The sequence below is a fragment of the Brasilonema bromeliae SPC951 genome, from assembly GCF_012912135.1.
GTDB lineage: Bacteria > Cyanobacteriota > Cyanobacteriia > Cyanobacteriales > Nostocaceae > Brasilonema > Brasilonema bromeliae.
In genome coordinates, this window is record NZ_QMEB01000035.1 from 1 (window position 1) to 15,753 (window position 15,753).

Annotated in this window: 15 protein-coding genes; 10 read left to right on the top strand and 5 right to left on the bottom strand. The window is 43.4% G+C overall.

Going from position 1 to position 15,753, the window contains the following annotated elements:
• Positions 1 to 365: 365 nt before the first annotated feature.
• Both DP116_RS06840 and DP116_RS06845 read left to right on the top strand, forming a co-directional pair.
• Positions 366 to 932, top strand: coding sequence for a pentapeptide repeat-containing protein (locus DP116_RS06840; protein ID WP_169154461.1), 567 nt, complete (start codon positions 366 to 368; stop codon positions 930 to 932).
• Between the two features lie 330 nt (positions 933 to 1,262).
• Complete coding sequence (locus DP116_RS06845) at positions 1,263 to 2,444, top strand: M20 family metallopeptidase (protein ID WP_169154462.1); 1,182 nt, start codon at positions 1,263 to 1,265, stop codon at positions 2,442 to 2,444.
• A 118-nt stretch (positions 2,445 to 2,562) separates the two neighbouring features.
• Here DP116_RS06845 and DP116_RS06850 read toward each other — a convergent pair whose 3' ends face one another.
• Positions 2,563 to 3,612, bottom strand: a complete 1,050-nt coding sequence (locus DP116_RS06850) for a hemerythrin domain-containing protein (protein ID WP_169154463.1) — start codon at positions 3,610 to 3,612, stop codon at positions 2,563 to 2,565.
• Positions 3,613 to 3,871: 259 nt separating this feature from the next.
• Here DP116_RS06850 and DP116_RS06855 point away from each other — a divergent pair, with 259 nt between their 5' ends.
• Together DP116_RS06855 and DP116_RS06860 are read left to right on the top strand one after the other, a co-directional pair.
• Complete coding sequence (locus DP116_RS06855; RefSeq protein ID WP_169154464.1) at positions 3,872 to 4,612, top strand: LmeA family phospholipid-binding protein; 741 nt, start codon at positions 3,872 to 3,874, stop codon at positions 4,610 to 4,612.
• Positions 4,613 to 4,641: 29 nt separating this feature from the next.
• Positions 4,642 to 5,184, top strand: coding sequence for a DUF2231 domain-containing protein (locus DP116_RS06860; protein WP_169154465.1), 543 nt, complete (start codon positions 4,642 to 4,644; stop codon positions 5,182 to 5,184).
• Between the two features lie 589 nt (positions 5,185 to 5,773).
• On the opposite strand, the gene DP116_RS06865 is transcribed toward DP116_RS06860, so the two are convergent.
• Both DP116_RS06865 and DP116_RS06870 read right to left on the bottom strand, forming a co-directional pair.
• Positions 5,774 to 7,009, bottom strand: a complete 1,236-nt coding sequence (locus DP116_RS06865; RefSeq protein ID WP_169154466.1) for an RNA-guided endonuclease InsQ/TnpB family protein — start codon at positions 7,007 to 7,009, stop codon at positions 5,774 to 5,776.
• 293 nt (positions 7,010 to 7,302) lie between these two features.
• Complete coding sequence (locus DP116_RS06870) at positions 7,303 to 7,929, bottom strand: glutathione S-transferase family protein (protein ID WP_169154467.1); 627 nt, start codon at positions 7,927 to 7,929, stop codon at positions 7,303 to 7,305.
• A 201-nt stretch (positions 7,930 to 8,130) separates the two neighbouring features.
• Between DP116_RS06870 and DP116_RS06875 the strand changes: the two genes are divergently transcribed.
• From DP116_RS06875 to DP116_RS06895, 5 genes are all read left to right on the top strand, one after another.
• A complete protein-coding gene (locus DP116_RS06875) occupies positions 8,131 to 8,799 on the top strand; it encodes an SOS response-associated peptidase (RefSeq protein ID WP_169154468.1) in 669 nt (222 codons plus the stop codon).
• Positions 8,800 to 8,907: 108 nt separating this feature from the next.
• Entirely contained in the window at positions 8,908 to 9,429 is a 522-nt protein-coding gene (locus DP116_RS06880) for a photosystem I assembly protein Ycf3 (protein WP_169154469.1), read from the top strand.
• A gap of 63 nt (positions 9,430 to 9,492) precedes the next feature.
• A complete protein-coding gene (gene gatC, locus DP116_RS06885) occupies positions 9,493 to 9,783 on the top strand; it encodes an Asp-tRNA(Asn)/Glu-tRNA(Gln) amidotransferase subunit GatC (protein WP_169154470.1) in 291 nt (96 codons plus the stop codon).
• Between the two features lie 148 nt (positions 9,784 to 9,931).
• Positions 9,932 to 11,395: a serine hydrolase domain-containing protein gene (locus tag DP116_RS06890; RefSeq protein WP_169154471.1), complete on the top strand. Its 1,464-nt coding sequence runs from the start codon at positions 9,932 to 9,934 to the stop codon at positions 11,393 to 11,395.
• A 166-nt stretch (positions 11,396 to 11,561) separates the two neighbouring features.
• On the top strand, positions 11,562 to 12,542 hold the full coding sequence (locus DP116_RS06895; protein ID WP_169154472.1) for a glutathione S-transferase family protein: 981 nt from the start codon (positions 11,562 to 11,564) through the stop codon (positions 12,540 to 12,542).
• A gap of 89 nt (positions 12,543 to 12,631) precedes the next feature.
• On the opposite strand, the gene ispF is transcribed toward DP116_RS06895, so the two are convergent.
• Together ispF and trmD are read right to left on the bottom strand one after the other, a co-directional pair.
• A complete protein-coding gene (gene ispF / locus DP116_RS06900) occupies positions 12,632 to 13,111 on the bottom strand; it encodes a 2-C-methyl-D-erythritol 2,4-cyclodiphosphate synthase (protein WP_169154473.1) in 480 nt (159 codons plus the stop codon).
• A 210-nt stretch (positions 13,112 to 13,321) separates the two neighbouring features.
• Complete coding sequence (trmD, locus tag DP116_RS06905; protein ID WP_169154474.1) at positions 13,322 to 14,026, bottom strand: tRNA (guanosine(37)-N1)-methyltransferase TrmD; 705 nt, start codon at positions 14,024 to 14,026, stop codon at positions 13,322 to 13,324.
• Positions 14,027 to 14,694: 668 nt separating this feature from the next.
• Here trmD and DP116_RS06910 point away from each other — a divergent pair.
• Positions 14,695 to 15,558 (top strand): cyanophycinase, encoded by an 864-nt coding sequence (locus DP116_RS06910; protein ID WP_048869553.1) that lies wholly within the window; start codon positions 14,695 to 14,697, stop codon positions 15,556 to 15,558.
• Positions 15,559 to 15,753 lie beyond the last annotated feature (195 nt).

Genomic DNA, 15,753 nt, shown 5'->3' on the forward strand with positions numbered 1-15,753 from the left:
AATGTTAATTAATGTCTAGCTTTGTCCAACAATTTAGTTACAGTTTCTAGCCCCTTAGTTCCTGAAGCCGTATCGCACTTGGGAAATGTGGGCTAAAGTGGGCTAAAAATAATTTCCCCCCTGCCGTTCTTATATGTGGCTCGGGGGGAAAAAATAGGTGGTAGACTATAGAGTTTCTGTATAACTTGATGTCTCTATTCTATTAACTGTGTTCACTTTTGTACAGTCTAATCATAAGAATTTACGGTATTTTCACAACATCTTTACTAGTTCTTTATTCTCGCTATCTCTGGAGCTAGTCTTATATATAAGTGTAGCATTACATCTTTGACCAAACTTTCTAACTTGAGTCTCTCTGTAAAAATATGAACATTAAAATTGTCACGGCTACGGTTCTGTTTACTTTTTTTGGGTTGACAGCACAAGCCTTCGCACTCAACGAGCAAGACTTGGAACTTTTGAGAACAACAAATACTTGTCCTCGTTGTGATTTAAGTGGTGCTGATTTATCTCAAGCTAGATTAAGTGGAGCCAATTTACGAGAAGCAAACTTAAAGGGTGCGAACTTATCTCAGGCAAACCTCACAAATGCAGATCTCACAGGTGCAAATCTAGAAACTGCAGTTTTAACTTCCGCAAACCTCTCGAATGCTTCCCTAACAGGTGCGAATCTCAAATTAGCATCTCTGGACAATACCAATTTGACTTCTGCTGGGTTTATAGGTGCCAATTTAGAAGCTGCCAATCTCACAGGAGCTAAACGACAGTATACAAACTTTCGAGGAGCAAATTTCCGTTTGACCACAATGCCCACAGGCACTGTCACTTCTGACAAAAATTATGGCTGGTCACTACAGCGTCCAGCTCAACAAGTTGAATGTGATAAGTTCAAAAACCAGAAGGTTCCTGGTACAACTTGTCGCGGGGAATAAGGAGGACCAGGGGAGCACCTTTAGCAGGAGAGCAGGGGAAGAAATTACTTGCTTATTCCGCGTCTTCCCTACTTGCTCATCTCCCTCACTACTCCATCTTCCCCACTTGCAAAAGGGAGCATCCCAAATGTGTAAATTTATTTTATTTTGTAGTGCGGGCCGGACAGCCCGCTTCGGTTATAAACTGGGGAGCAAGATGCTCCCACTACCATTTTTTTTGCAAAATTGGGATGCTCCCCTTGCAAAAAATAATTGAAGTTAAATTAGCATTTGGTTAACATTTCTTTATCATAGGAAAAATGACAAAACAGTGTGTAACTTAATTCACCAATGCTTACTCATATTAAAGACTTGGCAACAAAACTGTCACCCCGCTTAATTGAGATTCGCCGTCACATCCACTCTCACCCAGAACTCAGTGGTCAAGAGCAGCAAACATCTGCTTTTGTTTCTGGTGTTTTATCTTCTAGTGGTCTTCACGTACAAGAAGGAGTCGGTAAAACTGGAGTGATTGCAGAACTGCAAGGGACTGGCAAAGATGAACGTTTATTGGCAATTCGCACTGACATGGATGCGCTACCAATTACAGAACGCACCTGTTTAGAGTTCGCCTCTCGCTCACAAGGTGTCATGCACGCTTGTGGTCATGATGTCCACACGACAGTCGGTTTAGGAACAGCAATGATACTGTCTCAAATGGCAGAGGAGTTACCGGGTGGAATACGGTTCTTATTTCAGCCAGCAGAGGAAATAGCCCAAGGTGCTAGTTGGATGGTAAACGATGGCGCAATGAAGCAGGTATCAAATATACTTAGTCTTCATGTTTTCCCCTCGATACCCGCAGGTTCCATTGGTGTGCGTTACGGCGCGTTAACGGCAGCTGCTGACACTATAGAGATTATCATTATCGGTGAATCTGGACATGGTGCTCGTCCTCATGAGGCGGTAGATGCTATCTGGATTGCTTCGCAAGTCGTAACCACACTGCAACAAGCAATCAGCCGAACCCAGAACCCTTTACGTCCTGTCGTGTTAAGCATAGGGCAGATTAACGGTGGCAGAGCACCGAATATAATTGCTGATAAAGTGCAGTTGTTGGGAACAGTCCGTTCTCTCCATCCCGAAACCCGTGCCAATCTGCCAAATTGGATTGAAAAAATCGTCGCTAATGTTTGTGATTCCTATGGTGCAAAATATCAGGTAAACTATAGCCAAGGCGTGCCTAGCGTGCAAAACGATTATTTCCTAACGCAGTTGACGCAAGCAGCAGCAGAGGAAGCATGGGGTAGCGATCGCGTTCAAGTGTTACCCGAACCTTCTCTTGGTGCCGAAGATTTTTCTGTTTATTTAGAACACGCTCCTGGTAGCATGTTTCGCTTGGGTGTGGGCTTCAAAGATAGAATCCTTAATTACCCATTACACCATCCCCTCTTTGACGTAGATGAATCTGCCATTATTACTGGAGTTGTCACGATGGCGTACACAGCTTACAAATATTGGCACCAAAATTGATAAACTTAAATATCTAAATAAAAACTCCCAGCACTCTTGTACTGGAAGTTGATACTTTAGCGAGACTAATCACTAGACGCAAAACAAAGCAAAAATTTGCGTCTAGTACTTCCATAGACTACTTAGCGCCGACTACGCCCAATTTCTTTTGGAGCTCGGTCTTAGCAGCTTTGAATTCTGTAGCCAGTTGCTCGCTTTGCTCCGTGCTCAAGTTGTTGCGAATAGCAGCGAACATGGAGCTTTCTTCTTGACGAATATGGTCGCCAACAGCGTCCATCAGCTGTTTGATTTTACCTTTGAATTGCTCCATGTTAGAGGGGTTAAGACCCTTGATTTGCTCTAACATCTTCTTCATTTCAGCTTGCTCGTCATACAGTTCTTGAGTATCGTTCTGACCGTAGAAAGGACGTACTCTGGGGTAGACGACTTGCTCTTCAGCTTCAGCGTGAGCACTCAAATCCTTGTAGATTTGACCAAAGTACTCTTGAATCTTTTGGGGATCTTGGCTAGCCAAAAGTTCAGTGAACAAGGTGTTAACCTTGCCGTGATCCAAACGAATAACATCTTGGATGTTCAGATCCTTCTTGTCAGTGTTTTGGGTAACAGCGCTACCGACAACGCCGCTGACTGCAGCCATAGCGTCTTGCACGCGTGCCCAAATACCTTGCTCCGCTTCTTGTCCGGTCAGTTCGCGGACACCCAAAATTTCCAGAACGCCTTTGAGTTGCTCTTGGTGAGCGCGGTTCTCAAAGTTGATGGTGTTTAGAGGTCCGAGAGCCAGCATGACGTCAGCACCAACTTTTTGTGCTGCTTTGTGAACTGTCAAGCCGGTCATGACTTGTTGGTGCTTCAGCAATTCATGCTGAAAGACTTTCTCGTACAGGCTCAGCTCAGAGCCTTGTTGCAATTTACGAACCTTTTCAATTAACTCTGTAACGGTCTTCTTTGGCTCGGCTTGGATGCCATACTGACCGATTACAGTTTCCAAAACGCCCAGATTTTTTTTGTCATCTTCGAGAAAGTTCCGGAGGCGATCAGCAATTTCTTGGTCACTGACTTGTTTGATAAGCTGTTCTTCATTTTCAATCAGCAACTGTTGAAGTGCTTTCAGATCTGCCAGTTTAATAGCAATAGCAGAACGCTTTGTATCATCTAGTGTTGCAACCATTTTCTGGTTCCCCTCAGGATCAAGTTTTTTGCGTTATTTACATTCTCAAGGTGACACAATCATGAATAAGCTTCCATCTTTCTTTTGACCGATAGCTCATAAACTCTGGATAGAAAAAGGAGAAAAAAACTTCATCTTTTATAATTTCTACTTGGAGATAGATAGTTACTTTCACGATGCTCTATCGCTAGATAGAGAAAAATTTTTTGCAAATTCTCTAGATTGACGCAAGGATAGTTAAAAAGGAGATAAAAGCATAATGCCCGATAGTCCAGGGCTAGGAGAGCAAGCGCTGAATAAAGCCGCAGAAATAGGGTTATCTAGCCAGTTAGATAAAGTAGAAGATTTGAATGTAGATGTCAAAACAGATCCTCTGAAACTGGTTCAAGGAGAAGTCGATTCAGTCTCAATTGAAGGCAAAGGATTGGTAATGCAAAAAGACCTCCGAGTGGAGGAGTTGAAAATGCAAACCGATAGCGTTGCCATTAATCCCTTGAGTGCAGCTTTTGGTAAGATTGAACTGACAAAACCAACGCAAGCAAGTACACTAGTTGTTTTGACTGAAAACGATATCAATCATGCCTTTAACTCGGAATATGTCCGTTCACAATTGCAAACCCAGAAAATTCACATCAACGGGCAGTTAACGACGATTATTCCTCAACACGTAGATTTTCATTTACCTGGTGAGAATAAAGTCGCATTAGGAGCTTCTATTCTATTAAGAGAAACCAATGAAACTCACCAAGTTGCTTTTTCCGCAGTGCCGAAAGTGAGTGCTAACGGACAAACAGTTTCTCTAGAAAATGTTGAGTATGGTGATACAAAAGAAATCTCACCAGAGTTGACAAAAACTTTGATAGATGCAACGAGCGAAATTTTGAATTTAAGTAACTTCGATTTAGAAGGAATGACCCTACGAGTTAAACAACTCGAGGTGGAAACAGGTAAACTGATACTGCAAGCAGAAGCTTACGTCGAGCAAATTCCCTCAGCATAAAATTAGGATACTTTAGGATACTAAAAATTATGGAAACTACAGAGAGAACTTCGACACCGTTCCCAAATCTCCCACCAGTTATTGAAAGTGACGATAGAGAGTATCATGATACTGGTGTACCTAGCACAGTTGCGATCGCAGGACATCCCTTACACCCCCTGAGTGTCATCTTTCCCATAGCCTTTTTAGCCGCCGCCTTGGGTAGCGACTTCGGCTACTGGTTAACTCATGATTTCTTTTGGGCAAGGGCTTCGCTGTGGTTAATCGGACTTGGATTGCTTGGAGGCGTGGTAGCAGCGCTAATCGGCATAAGCGACTTTTTACAAATTGAACGAGTCCGCAAGCGTTCTGCTGGCTGGGTGCACCTGACTCTTAACGTGGCTATCCTTGTTTTGAGTGCCATCAACTTCATTCTGCGTCTCGGCAATCCTGAGTCAGCAATATTACCTTGGGGTCTCATAATCTCACTTATTGTTGGTACGCTGACGAGTGCTTCTGGCTGGTTCGGTGCTGAACTATCCTATCGCCACAAAATTGGTGTAGTGGGTGCTGGTAGTAGAAGATATCCGTGACAAAATTTTAGATTTCGCCAATAGCAACCCAAAAAGCTTTCGTGTAATACCATTTCTTTGTGAGGCTGCGCCAAATTTTCTTGACTTCTTCTTTCTTTCTTTGTGTACTTTGCGCCCTACCCTGCGGGAAGCCCTCCGGGTTCTTAGAGTATCTGAAATTTAACAGTTATCAGTTATCAAGTACCAGCCGCAGTACCAGCCGCAGTACCAGCCGCAGTACCAGCCGCAGTTATCAGGTAGGAAACGGACTCGTCCGCGTAGGTAGCTGCGTAGGTAGCTGTTTACTGTTCACTGTTCACTGTTTTAACAGCCTCACTCGAAGACAGGCGACTGTCGTACATGGTTTCCCAACTTGTTCGCGTCTCGTCTGCCCGTACACGCTACGCAAAGAAGAACACCAAGAAAACGAATGAGTGCAACAACTTTATTTCTTTAGTAGCGTGAACAGATTGTCCGCCCTGATCTAAAAGTCATGATTTCATGATGAGATCAATATCTTGCCCATCTCAAATATTGAACGGGCAAGACTGGTATCTCAAAAAAACACACAAGAAATGAATCTTGTTATAAGTATGACTAAGGCTGTGAACTACCCACCACCAACCGCAAGCGGTATGGTGGGGGCTTCCAACTTCACGGAGGAAGGCCTCATCGTGGGCTTGCGCCCTCGAATTGGTCTTACTTCCTCTCCATTGGCGTTAGCCTCCCCTGTCCCAGAGGAGGACAGCATTCTGACACCTTCTGTTCTAATATTCATCGCAGCATTACCATCTCTATCGTGATGAGTACCGCAACTAGGACAAACCCAGGTTCTTGTATTTAGTGACAACTCTTTGATTTGATAATGGCAATTAGAGCAAAGTTTGGAACTAGGAAACCATCGGTTTATTTCTATCAACATCCCGCCATTACGTTCTAATTTGTAAGACAAGAAGTTGACGAAAGTCCCCCATCCCGTATCAGATATTGCTTTTGCTAGTTTGTCGTTACGAACCATGCCCTTGACGTTTAGGTTTTCAACTACAACGACTTGATTGTTATCAACTATCTTTCTAGATAGCTTATGTAAATAGTCTTGGCGGACATTGCTAACTTGTTCGTATACTCTAGCTACTTTTCTTAAAGCCTTTCTACGACGACTACTACCTTTTACTTTTCGTGCAGCAATACGTTGTTTCTTGGCTAATTTCTTTTCATATTTGGCTAAGTGTTTTGGGTTTGGATATTTGGAAACTTTTTCACCGTCGTAGGTAATTGCAAAATCTTTTATTCCTAGGTCAACACCAATAACCTTGCCATCTGTACTAGGTGTTGGGTAATCGTCTTCATATTCCATCAACACAGAAGCGTAGTACTTACCAGAAGGACATTTACTAACGGTGACAGTCTTGATAGTCCCATCAAGTAGACGATGAATATTCGCTTTTACAACGCCTAACGTTCCAGGAAATTTCAGGCAATCATTGACTTGTTTTACCTTCTGTGGATACTGGATGGACTGACGATGATGTCTTGACTTGAACTTAGGATATTGCGCTCTACCATCAAAAAAGTTTTTGTACGCACGACTAAGATTGAGACTTACAGATTGTAAAATCTGTGAGTAGCATTCTCCTAGCCATTCAGTTTCTTCATCTTTTTTGAGTGCTGGCAATAAAGAATTTAGCCCAGATTGAGACAAACCTTTTCCAGTTGCCTTGTAGGTTTCAATGCACTTGTTTAAACCGTAATTCCACCACCAGCGAGCACATCCAAAATGCTGTGCAAGTATCTTGACTTGTTGGTCTGTGGGATACAACCTAATTTTTACGGCTTGTCGTCTCATCTAAACTTCTCCAAATATCGACCTGTTACTATTATATACAATTTTCAGTAACAGCGTTCCGGAAAAGTTGGCAACTCCTCATACATCTTTCCCTCTCTTACCGTCGGTAAGAATTGGTGACGCACTGGGACAAAGAAAATGAGCCACACGAGTGTTTGTTGATCTGTCGGCGCTTACGAGTACTCGTAGTTATAAGGCTGGCTCATTTTCCCAGTCGGAACCCCGCAAAGATGCAATCGTCGTTGCCCGTCGCCTCTCCCGGCGCTAAACGGAGTACCGTTATAGCGCGGGACTTACGACGAAGAAGTTAACTCTTCTGTAATACTAATATAGGCAGGCTGTGCTTTCACTCTTTCTATCCAATCTTGGATGGCAGGAAATCGTGTCAAGTCAAATCCACCTTCATCAGCGACATGAGTGTAAGCAAACAAGCCAATATCAGCAATTGTGTAACGCTCTCCTACAAAATAAGCGTGGTTGGATAAGTGTTTTTCCATCACCATTAGAGCTGCGTAACCAGGTTCACGTTTTTGCTCTATAACTTCATGGTATTCTTGAGCTTTATCTAAAATAGAAATCCAAAATCTCAATGTAGCGATATAAGGCTCATGGCTGTATTGTTCAAAGAATAACCATTGCAGTACTTGTGCTCGTAAAAAGGGGTCATATGGTAAAAATTCTGTTCCTTCACTCAGATAAGTCATAATGGCATTTGATTCAGCTAAATATCTCCCTGGTTCAACTTCCAAAACGGGAATTTTTCCGTTGGAATTTTTACCTAAAAAATCTGGCGTTCGAGACTCACCTTTAGTGATATCAACCTCTATCCTCTCAAATGGCATACCAATTTGCGTCAATAAAAGACGAATCTTGTAACCATTGCCTGAGGGTAAAAAATCATACAAACGCAGGGTTTTCATGCCAAAAAGTTGAGATGAAATGGTTAATTAATCATGCCGTCAAAATACAGCATATTATCGGAAATGACAAATAAATATGATAAAATGGTTTGATATATAGCATTTTAGTACGAAACAGAATTCTCTGATTAATAAAAAATAAAAGTAATATTTGTTGCACGATTTAGACGTTTGATTTTAATTAGCGGTTGAGGAAAAAGTATGTGTGGAAGATTTACTTTAATCCAAACAGCAGAAGCATTATACGAAACCTTCCATGTAGAAAAACTTCCCGAGCTAGAGCCGCAATATAACATTGCTCCTACGCAAATGGTCGGGGCAGTCTTGTATAATCAAGAAAGCGAGGAGCGCAAATTTCAGAAGTTGCGTTGGGGGTTAATTCCCTCTTGGTCAAAAGATCTAGGAATAGGAGTGAAGCTGATCAACGCTAGGGCAGAAACAGTAGCAGAAAAACCAGCTTTCCGCTCTGCATTAAAGTATCGTCGCTGTTTGGTAGTAGCAGATGGCTTTTACGAATGGCGGCTTCAAGAAAATCAAAAACAGCCTTATTATTTTCGTCTGCAAGAAGGAAAACCCTTTGGCTTTGCAGGGTTGTGGGAGCAATGGCGATCGCCCGAAGGTGAGGAAATCACATCCTGTACAATTTTGACCACGGAAGCAAACGAATTAGTGCAGCCGATCCATGAGCGTATGCCAGTTATTCTTCAACAACAGGATTACGATGTGTGGTTAAATCCAGAAATACAAACACCCTCATCGCTACAACAACTGCTGCACCCCTACCCATCCGAAGCAATGACTGCTTACCCAGTCAGCAAAGTTGTCAACAGCCCCAAGCAAAATATTCCAGATTGTATTAAGCCTTTGTAACTTTTCATGAGGTACTAATCAGTTAGATTAACTTGTAGTGAGCGCTCAAGCACTCATTAAACACCCAGTCATCGTCATGATTGCGGCAAACCTATCACATAAGCCGTTATGCCAAGAACCCAGAAAAACGATAACTTTGTTGACAAAAGCTTTACAGTCATGGCAGATCTGATCCTCAAGCTTCTGCCAACCAATAAAAAAGCTAAAGAAGCCTTTGTTTATTACCGAGATGGAATGTCCGCACAGTCGGAAGGAGAATACGCTGAAGCCTTAGAAAACTACAAAGAGGCTTTAGAACTAGAAGAAGACACCAACGACCGAAGCTATATCCTCTATAACATGGGGCTTATCTATGCCAGCAACGGGGAACATGACAAAGCTCTAGAGTTGTATCATCAAGCACTGGAATTTAATCCACGCCTACCCCAAGCTTTAAACAACATCGCTGTCATTTACCACTATCAAGGGGAAAAGGCGAAAGAAGCAGGAGACGAAGACGGGGGAGAAGCACTGTTTGACAAAGCGGCTGATTATTGGATTAGAGCTATCCGCCAAGCTCCCAATAACTACATCGAAGCTCAAAACTGGTTAAAAACCACTAAACGCTCTCAAGTTGACGTATTCTTTTAATGATTTGTCGTTAGTCGTTTGTCATGATACTAATGACTAATGACTAATGACTAATGACTAACCATGATTGACCGTGAACAAGTTCGTAAAGTAGCTCATCTTGCGCGTTTAGAGTTGACGCCCGAAGAAGAAGAGAAATTCACAACTCAGTTGGGAAGTATTCTTGACTATTTTGAACAACTGAGTGAATTGGATGTGAATAATGTGCCACCAACATTACGAGCAATTGATGTGAAGAATGTGACACGAGCAGACGATTTGCAACCTTATCCCAACCGCGAAGACATTCTTCAGAGTGCGCCAGAACAAGAACGCGACTTTTTTAAGGTACCTAAAATCCTGAATGAGGAATAGTTATGAGTCTTCAATAAGTTATGAGTGAGTAGTTGGGTTGCTCAGGTTATCGGTGTGGGCTGTATTTTAGATTGTCAGTGGGGCAATTCAACATTGAGTAGAATTGGACAGCAGTGACGAATCCAAAACAGAAAAGCGGAGTACACCGATGCTGCAATCCGTTGAGCAACGCATTGAGCGTGTCATCAATAATCTTCTGCCAGCAACAGCGCTAGAAGGAAAATTCGGTTCACCAAAAACATTGGATGAGCAATTGGTGCATTACCACACGCCAGGCATCAGTATTGCCGTCATTAATGACTTTGAAATCGAATGGGCACGTGGATTTGGTGTGTGTGAGGCTCGAACAAGCCGTGAAGTCACACCAAACACGTTGTTTCAAGCAGCCTCAATCAGCAAACCTGTTTTCGCCTTAGCGGTTATGCGTCTTGCACAAGAAGGTCGTCTCAATCTTGATGAAGATGTCAACACCTATCTCACCTCATGGCGTGTGCCTGCTATCGGAGATTGGCAACCTCGCGTCACGCTGCGCCAGTTGTTGAGTCATACTGCTGGCTTGACTGTGCATGGCTTTCCTGGCTATCTAAACTCAGAGCCATTGCCAACCACGATTCAAGTTCTCAATGGCGAACCTCCAGCCAATACCGATAAAGTGGAGGTTAATATCATCCCTGGTTTGCATTATCGCTATTCGGGTGGTGGTACGACAGTTGCCCAACAGGTATTGGTTGATTTGCTCAAGCAACCTTTTCCAGAAATCATGCGCGAATTGGTGCTCAACCCGTTGGGCATGACAAACAGCACCTACCAACAGCCGCTTCCAAACGATTGGTCAGCAAGGGCAGCAACAGCTCACCCGTTCTCTGGTATCCCACTTGAAGGCAAGCACCACGTTTATCCTGAGATGGCAGCAGCAGGTTTGTGGACGACAGCAACAGATTTAGCCAAAGTCGGAGTCGAAATTTTGCGAGTATTGCGTGGGTTACCTGCCACTGTGTGGAGTAAAGAGACGATAGAAGAAATGTTGCGTCCCCAACAACCAGAGCAAACACAAGGAGCGAATGAATCATTTGTGGGATTAGGGAATGGATTATTTGTGGGATTAGGATTCTTCGCGGGTGGTGGAATTGGCGATGGTTTCTACTTTTTTCATAGTGGTACGAATGAAGGATTTGTAGCATTGATGCGTGTTTACGCGCATATTGGAAAAGGTGCTGTTGTCATGCTCAACTCCAATGAAATTGAGCTGATGCCAGAAGTTATGCGATCGCTCGCGCTTGAGTATGACTGGCCTGACGTGTTCCCGCAAGAAAAACCAATCATCACTTTGTCGCAAACTGATAGCTACTCAGGGTTATACTTAACAAAATCTGGATTGCAGTTCAAAGTGATGAGCCAAGATGGGAGTTTGTTCCTACAATGTGAGCAGCAACTGCCGTTACAGTTTTTCCCGACATCAGAGCTAGAGTTCTTTGCTAAAGCAGCGAATACGAGTATTTCCTTTGAAAAGGATGACACAGGCAATATTACTGCAATGACATTAAGCCAAGCAGGTGTCATGAGTTTAAGACAACAAGCGGATCAACAGATTAGAGCACAGAGACAGGGGTGATTAAATCAGTTGTCAGTTATCAGTTATCAGTTATCACTGTTCACTGTTTACTGTTCACTGTTCACTGTTAATAATGCCGCTAGTAGTTCTATCTAAAGACGCTTAGGCAATTGTTGATTATTAGATACAACTAGTAGTGATTAACGACTAACTACTAATTAAACTTATGGGCTTGGGAATCCTCAAGGATGGTAAGTGGGTAAGCGATCGCGAGCAAGAAGACTCACAAGGTAAATTTCTCCGTCCTTCAACAACTTTCCGCAACCGTATTACAGCAGATGGTTCTAGCGGATTTAAAGCAGAACCAGGACGCTATCACTTGTACATTTCCTGGGCTTGTCCTTGGGCGCATCGCACCGCCATTATGCGTCAGCTCAAAGGACTGCAAGATGTCATCAGTATGTCCGTCGTAGCGGCAGAAATTCATGATAACAGTTGGGAATTTGCTGATGAACCTGGGAGTACTCCCGATACAGTCAATGGAACTCAGTATCTCTGGCAAGTTTATCTCAAAGCCGATCCCAACTACAGTGGACGGGTGACAGTTCCGGTTTTGTGGGATACACAAAATCAGACGATTGTCAATAACGAATCCCGCGAAATCATACGGATGTTGGATACAGAGTTTGATGCCTTCGCGAAACAAAATGTAAACTTTTATCCAGAACATTTACAAAAAGTTATTGACGAGACAATTGATGCAATTTACCAGCCGATAAATAATGGTGTCTACCGCGCAGGATTTGCCACGACACAATCAGCTTATGATGAAGCGGTAACCGAACTTTTTGATGCTCTTGATCATTGGGAGAAAGTGTTAGGAAAGCAACGTTATCTTTGTGGCGAACAACTCACTGAAGCGGACTGGTGTCTGTTTACAACCCTGTTTCGCTTTGATGCCGTTTACTATGTGCATTTCAAGTGTAACTTACGCCGGATTGTAGATTATTCCAATTTGTGGAACTATCTCAAAGACCTCTACCAACAGCCAGGAGTCAAAGAAACTTGTAATCTTGACCACATCAAACGGCATTATTACAAAAGTCATCCCAAGGTCAACCCAACTCGAATTGTACCCAAAGGACCGATTATTGATTTTGATGCACCGCATAACCGGGATCAACTGCGTGCAGCTATGACAGTTTAGATTAACAATGAACAGTTATCAGTGAACAACCATTTGATAACTTTTGACTGTTTACTGATAACTGTTTTGATTATTCAGGAAATGGGGTCTTAAAATTTCTCAAGCAAGACAACAGCATACGCACAAATACCTTCTTCACGTCCAGTCGGACCAAGTTTTTCATTGGTAGTCGCTTTAACACCAACTTGATTCGGCTGTACTTGCAAAACTTGTGCTATTGTTTCCCGCATCTTCTCAATATGGGGTTTCAATTTCGGGCGTTCTGCGACAACGACCGAGTCAACATTGCCTATTTGCCAACCATGTTGGCGAACCAACTGATGGACTTTACTTAACAGTACCAAACTATCTGCCCCTGCCCATTGGGGATCTGAGGGAGGAAAATAATGTCCAATGTCCCCCAAAGAAAGCGCCCCCAGCATAGCATCCATGATCGCGTGTGTCAGAACATCAGCATCGCTGTGTCCTAGCAAACCCAAGGAGTGGGGTATATGGACTCCGCCTAGAATGAGGGGGCGATCGCTTACCAAGCGGTGGATATCGTAGCCGTTACCAATACGAATATTCATATTTTAGTCATTAGTCACTAGTCACTAGTCATGAATTAGTACTCATACCGTTTCTTCATGAAGCTGCGCTAAATAATTTCTTAGCCCCCCTTGGGAAGGGGGGTTGGGGGGATCTGATTTGTTGCATCTTCATATAGAGATGGTATCAAGTGTCAACAGTCAAAAGTCAAAAATTATTCTTCTCCCTCACTCCCTCACTCCCTCACTCCCTTACTCTCCTTGCTGCTTCCGCTTCTCTTGCCAACATTTGAACAAATCAGGACGGCGCAGGCGTGTTCTGGTGATTTGTTGTTCATAGCGCCACTTATAAATTGCAGCATGATTTCCTGAAAGCAGGACTTCAGGAACCTTCCAGCCACGAAACACTGCAGGACGGGTATACTGGGGATAGTCCAACAATTCCTCTTCAAAGCTTTCTGCCGTTAGGGACTCAACTTTTCCCACTGTTCCCGGTAACAGACGTACGACACCATTCATTAATGCCATTGCTGGAATTTCTCCACCAGTCAGAATAAAATCGCCTAAAGAGACCTCGCGGTCAACTAAATGCAATACCCGTTCATCCACCCCTTCGTAATGACCACAAATCACTACCAATTGGTCATAATTCGTCGCCAATTCTCGTAACAGTGGCTGATTCATCGTTTGACCTTGAGGACTCATGAGAATAACCTCTCGTCGATCTAAAACTGGCAGTGACTCTACAGCAGCAAATATAGGTTCTGGCTTCATCAGCATCCCCACACCACCGCCGTAAGGTTCATCATCAACTTTCCGGTGCTTGTCAGTGGTAAAGTCTCGTGGATTAATCAAATGCACTTGGGCAATCTGCTTTGCTAGGGCTTTACCTATCAGCCCGGTAGTGAGAACAGAGGTAAAACAGTCAGGAAACAGCGTAACTATATCAAAGCGCACAGTATTTCGTATTGGAGGACACTAATCTAAAATTGGATGATTTGAAAACGATGTTGTGTCACAGACAAATCAACATCATCAATTGTGTCTCAAAGTACCGGAAGTATTGGGTTTTCCGTGTCAACACAAGTTTTTCTAATTACTTAATTTATGTTTAAATATTGTCACATCTACATTTAACTTATTAAACTGAACCGAGTTAACAACTTCTTCGGATGCATCTGGCTAGCCTCAGAAAAAAGTTTGTCAACACCTGCTAAAGTCCCTCCACTTGAAGTGTTGGTGGTATGAGGTAGGAAAACCCCACAGACGTGAACTCAGAGTATGAAATAAAGAATCTCGTTGTTTTTCTTCATGAACCAATTCACAAGACTAAAACCAAATCTTCATGGACACAGGTGTTCAAATCACCTTCTTACCTTACACCAGTACGGGGGCGAGGCTTTGCGCCCGTACAAACCGAGAGGCGCAAAGCCTAGATCCCCTACACCATACCCTAGAGTGAGCGAATGTGAAAAACAAACCCCAAAAGAAACGGCAAAGGACACTCCACAAACTGAGGCATTTTGTACATGAAGCACTGTCCTCCACGAGAGGCAAAGCGTAAAAAGAATCAGGCGAAAGCTACGTTGTTTAATTGACCTGAAGTTGTTGACAGGAGAAACACAATGCCGCAATTAAAAGTCAAATCGCTGGAAATGAGGACACCCCAAGCAACTAAAACCGCTGTTCTGGTCATCGGAGGCGCAGAAGACAAAGTACATGGACGCGAAATTTTGCGGACATTTGTCAGTCGGTCTGGTGCCAGTAATGGCCACATTACAATTATCCCATCTGCCTCCCGTGAACCAAGCATCATAGGTGGTAGATATATTCGTATTTTTGAAGAAATGGGTGCTAAGAAAGTCGAAATCTTAGACATTCGAGAACGGGATCAGTGTGAAGATTCTTACATCCAAGCATCTCTAGAAAATTGTACAGGAGTGTTTTTGACAGGCGGAGACCAATTGCGTCTCTGTGGCGTTCTGTCAGATACGCCAGCAATGGATATTATTCGGCAACGCGTGAGAGCCGGACAACTCACCTTAGCAGGGACGAGTGCAGGAGCAGCTGTGATGGGGCATCACATGATCGCAGGGGGTGGTAGCGGCGAATCGCCAAATCGCTCCCTAGTGGATATGGCTACAGGTTTGGGATTGATCCCAGAGGTAATAGTAGATCAACACTTCCACAATCGCAATCGTATGGTGCGGCTGATGAGCGCGCTGGCAGCTCATCCAGATCGCCTGGGGATCGGGATTGATGAAGATACATGTGCCATGTTTGAGCGGGATGGTTGGCTACAAGTCTTAGGCAAAGGTAGTGTTACGATTGTAGATCCAACTGAGGTCACTCACACGAATGAACCACATGTCGGAGCAACTGAACCCTTAAACATCCATAATCTACGAATGCATCTTCTCAGTCATGGTGATCGCTATCACGTGTATCAGCGTACAGTATTACCTGCCGTATACCGTGTCTCCAGCTGACGAAGCGAGTAGCTGATGTTACATTAGTAAGCGAAACAAACACTGAATTGACCGCTAAATTTTAGGTTGCTTGCAGCCAAAAAAACGAGAATAATACGATGTAAGAAGAAAAAACTGTTTACTATGAACAGTTAAGCGGTCAATTCCAGTAAGAAACTAGAATATTGGTTCCGAATCTCCATCTACCTATTTCCC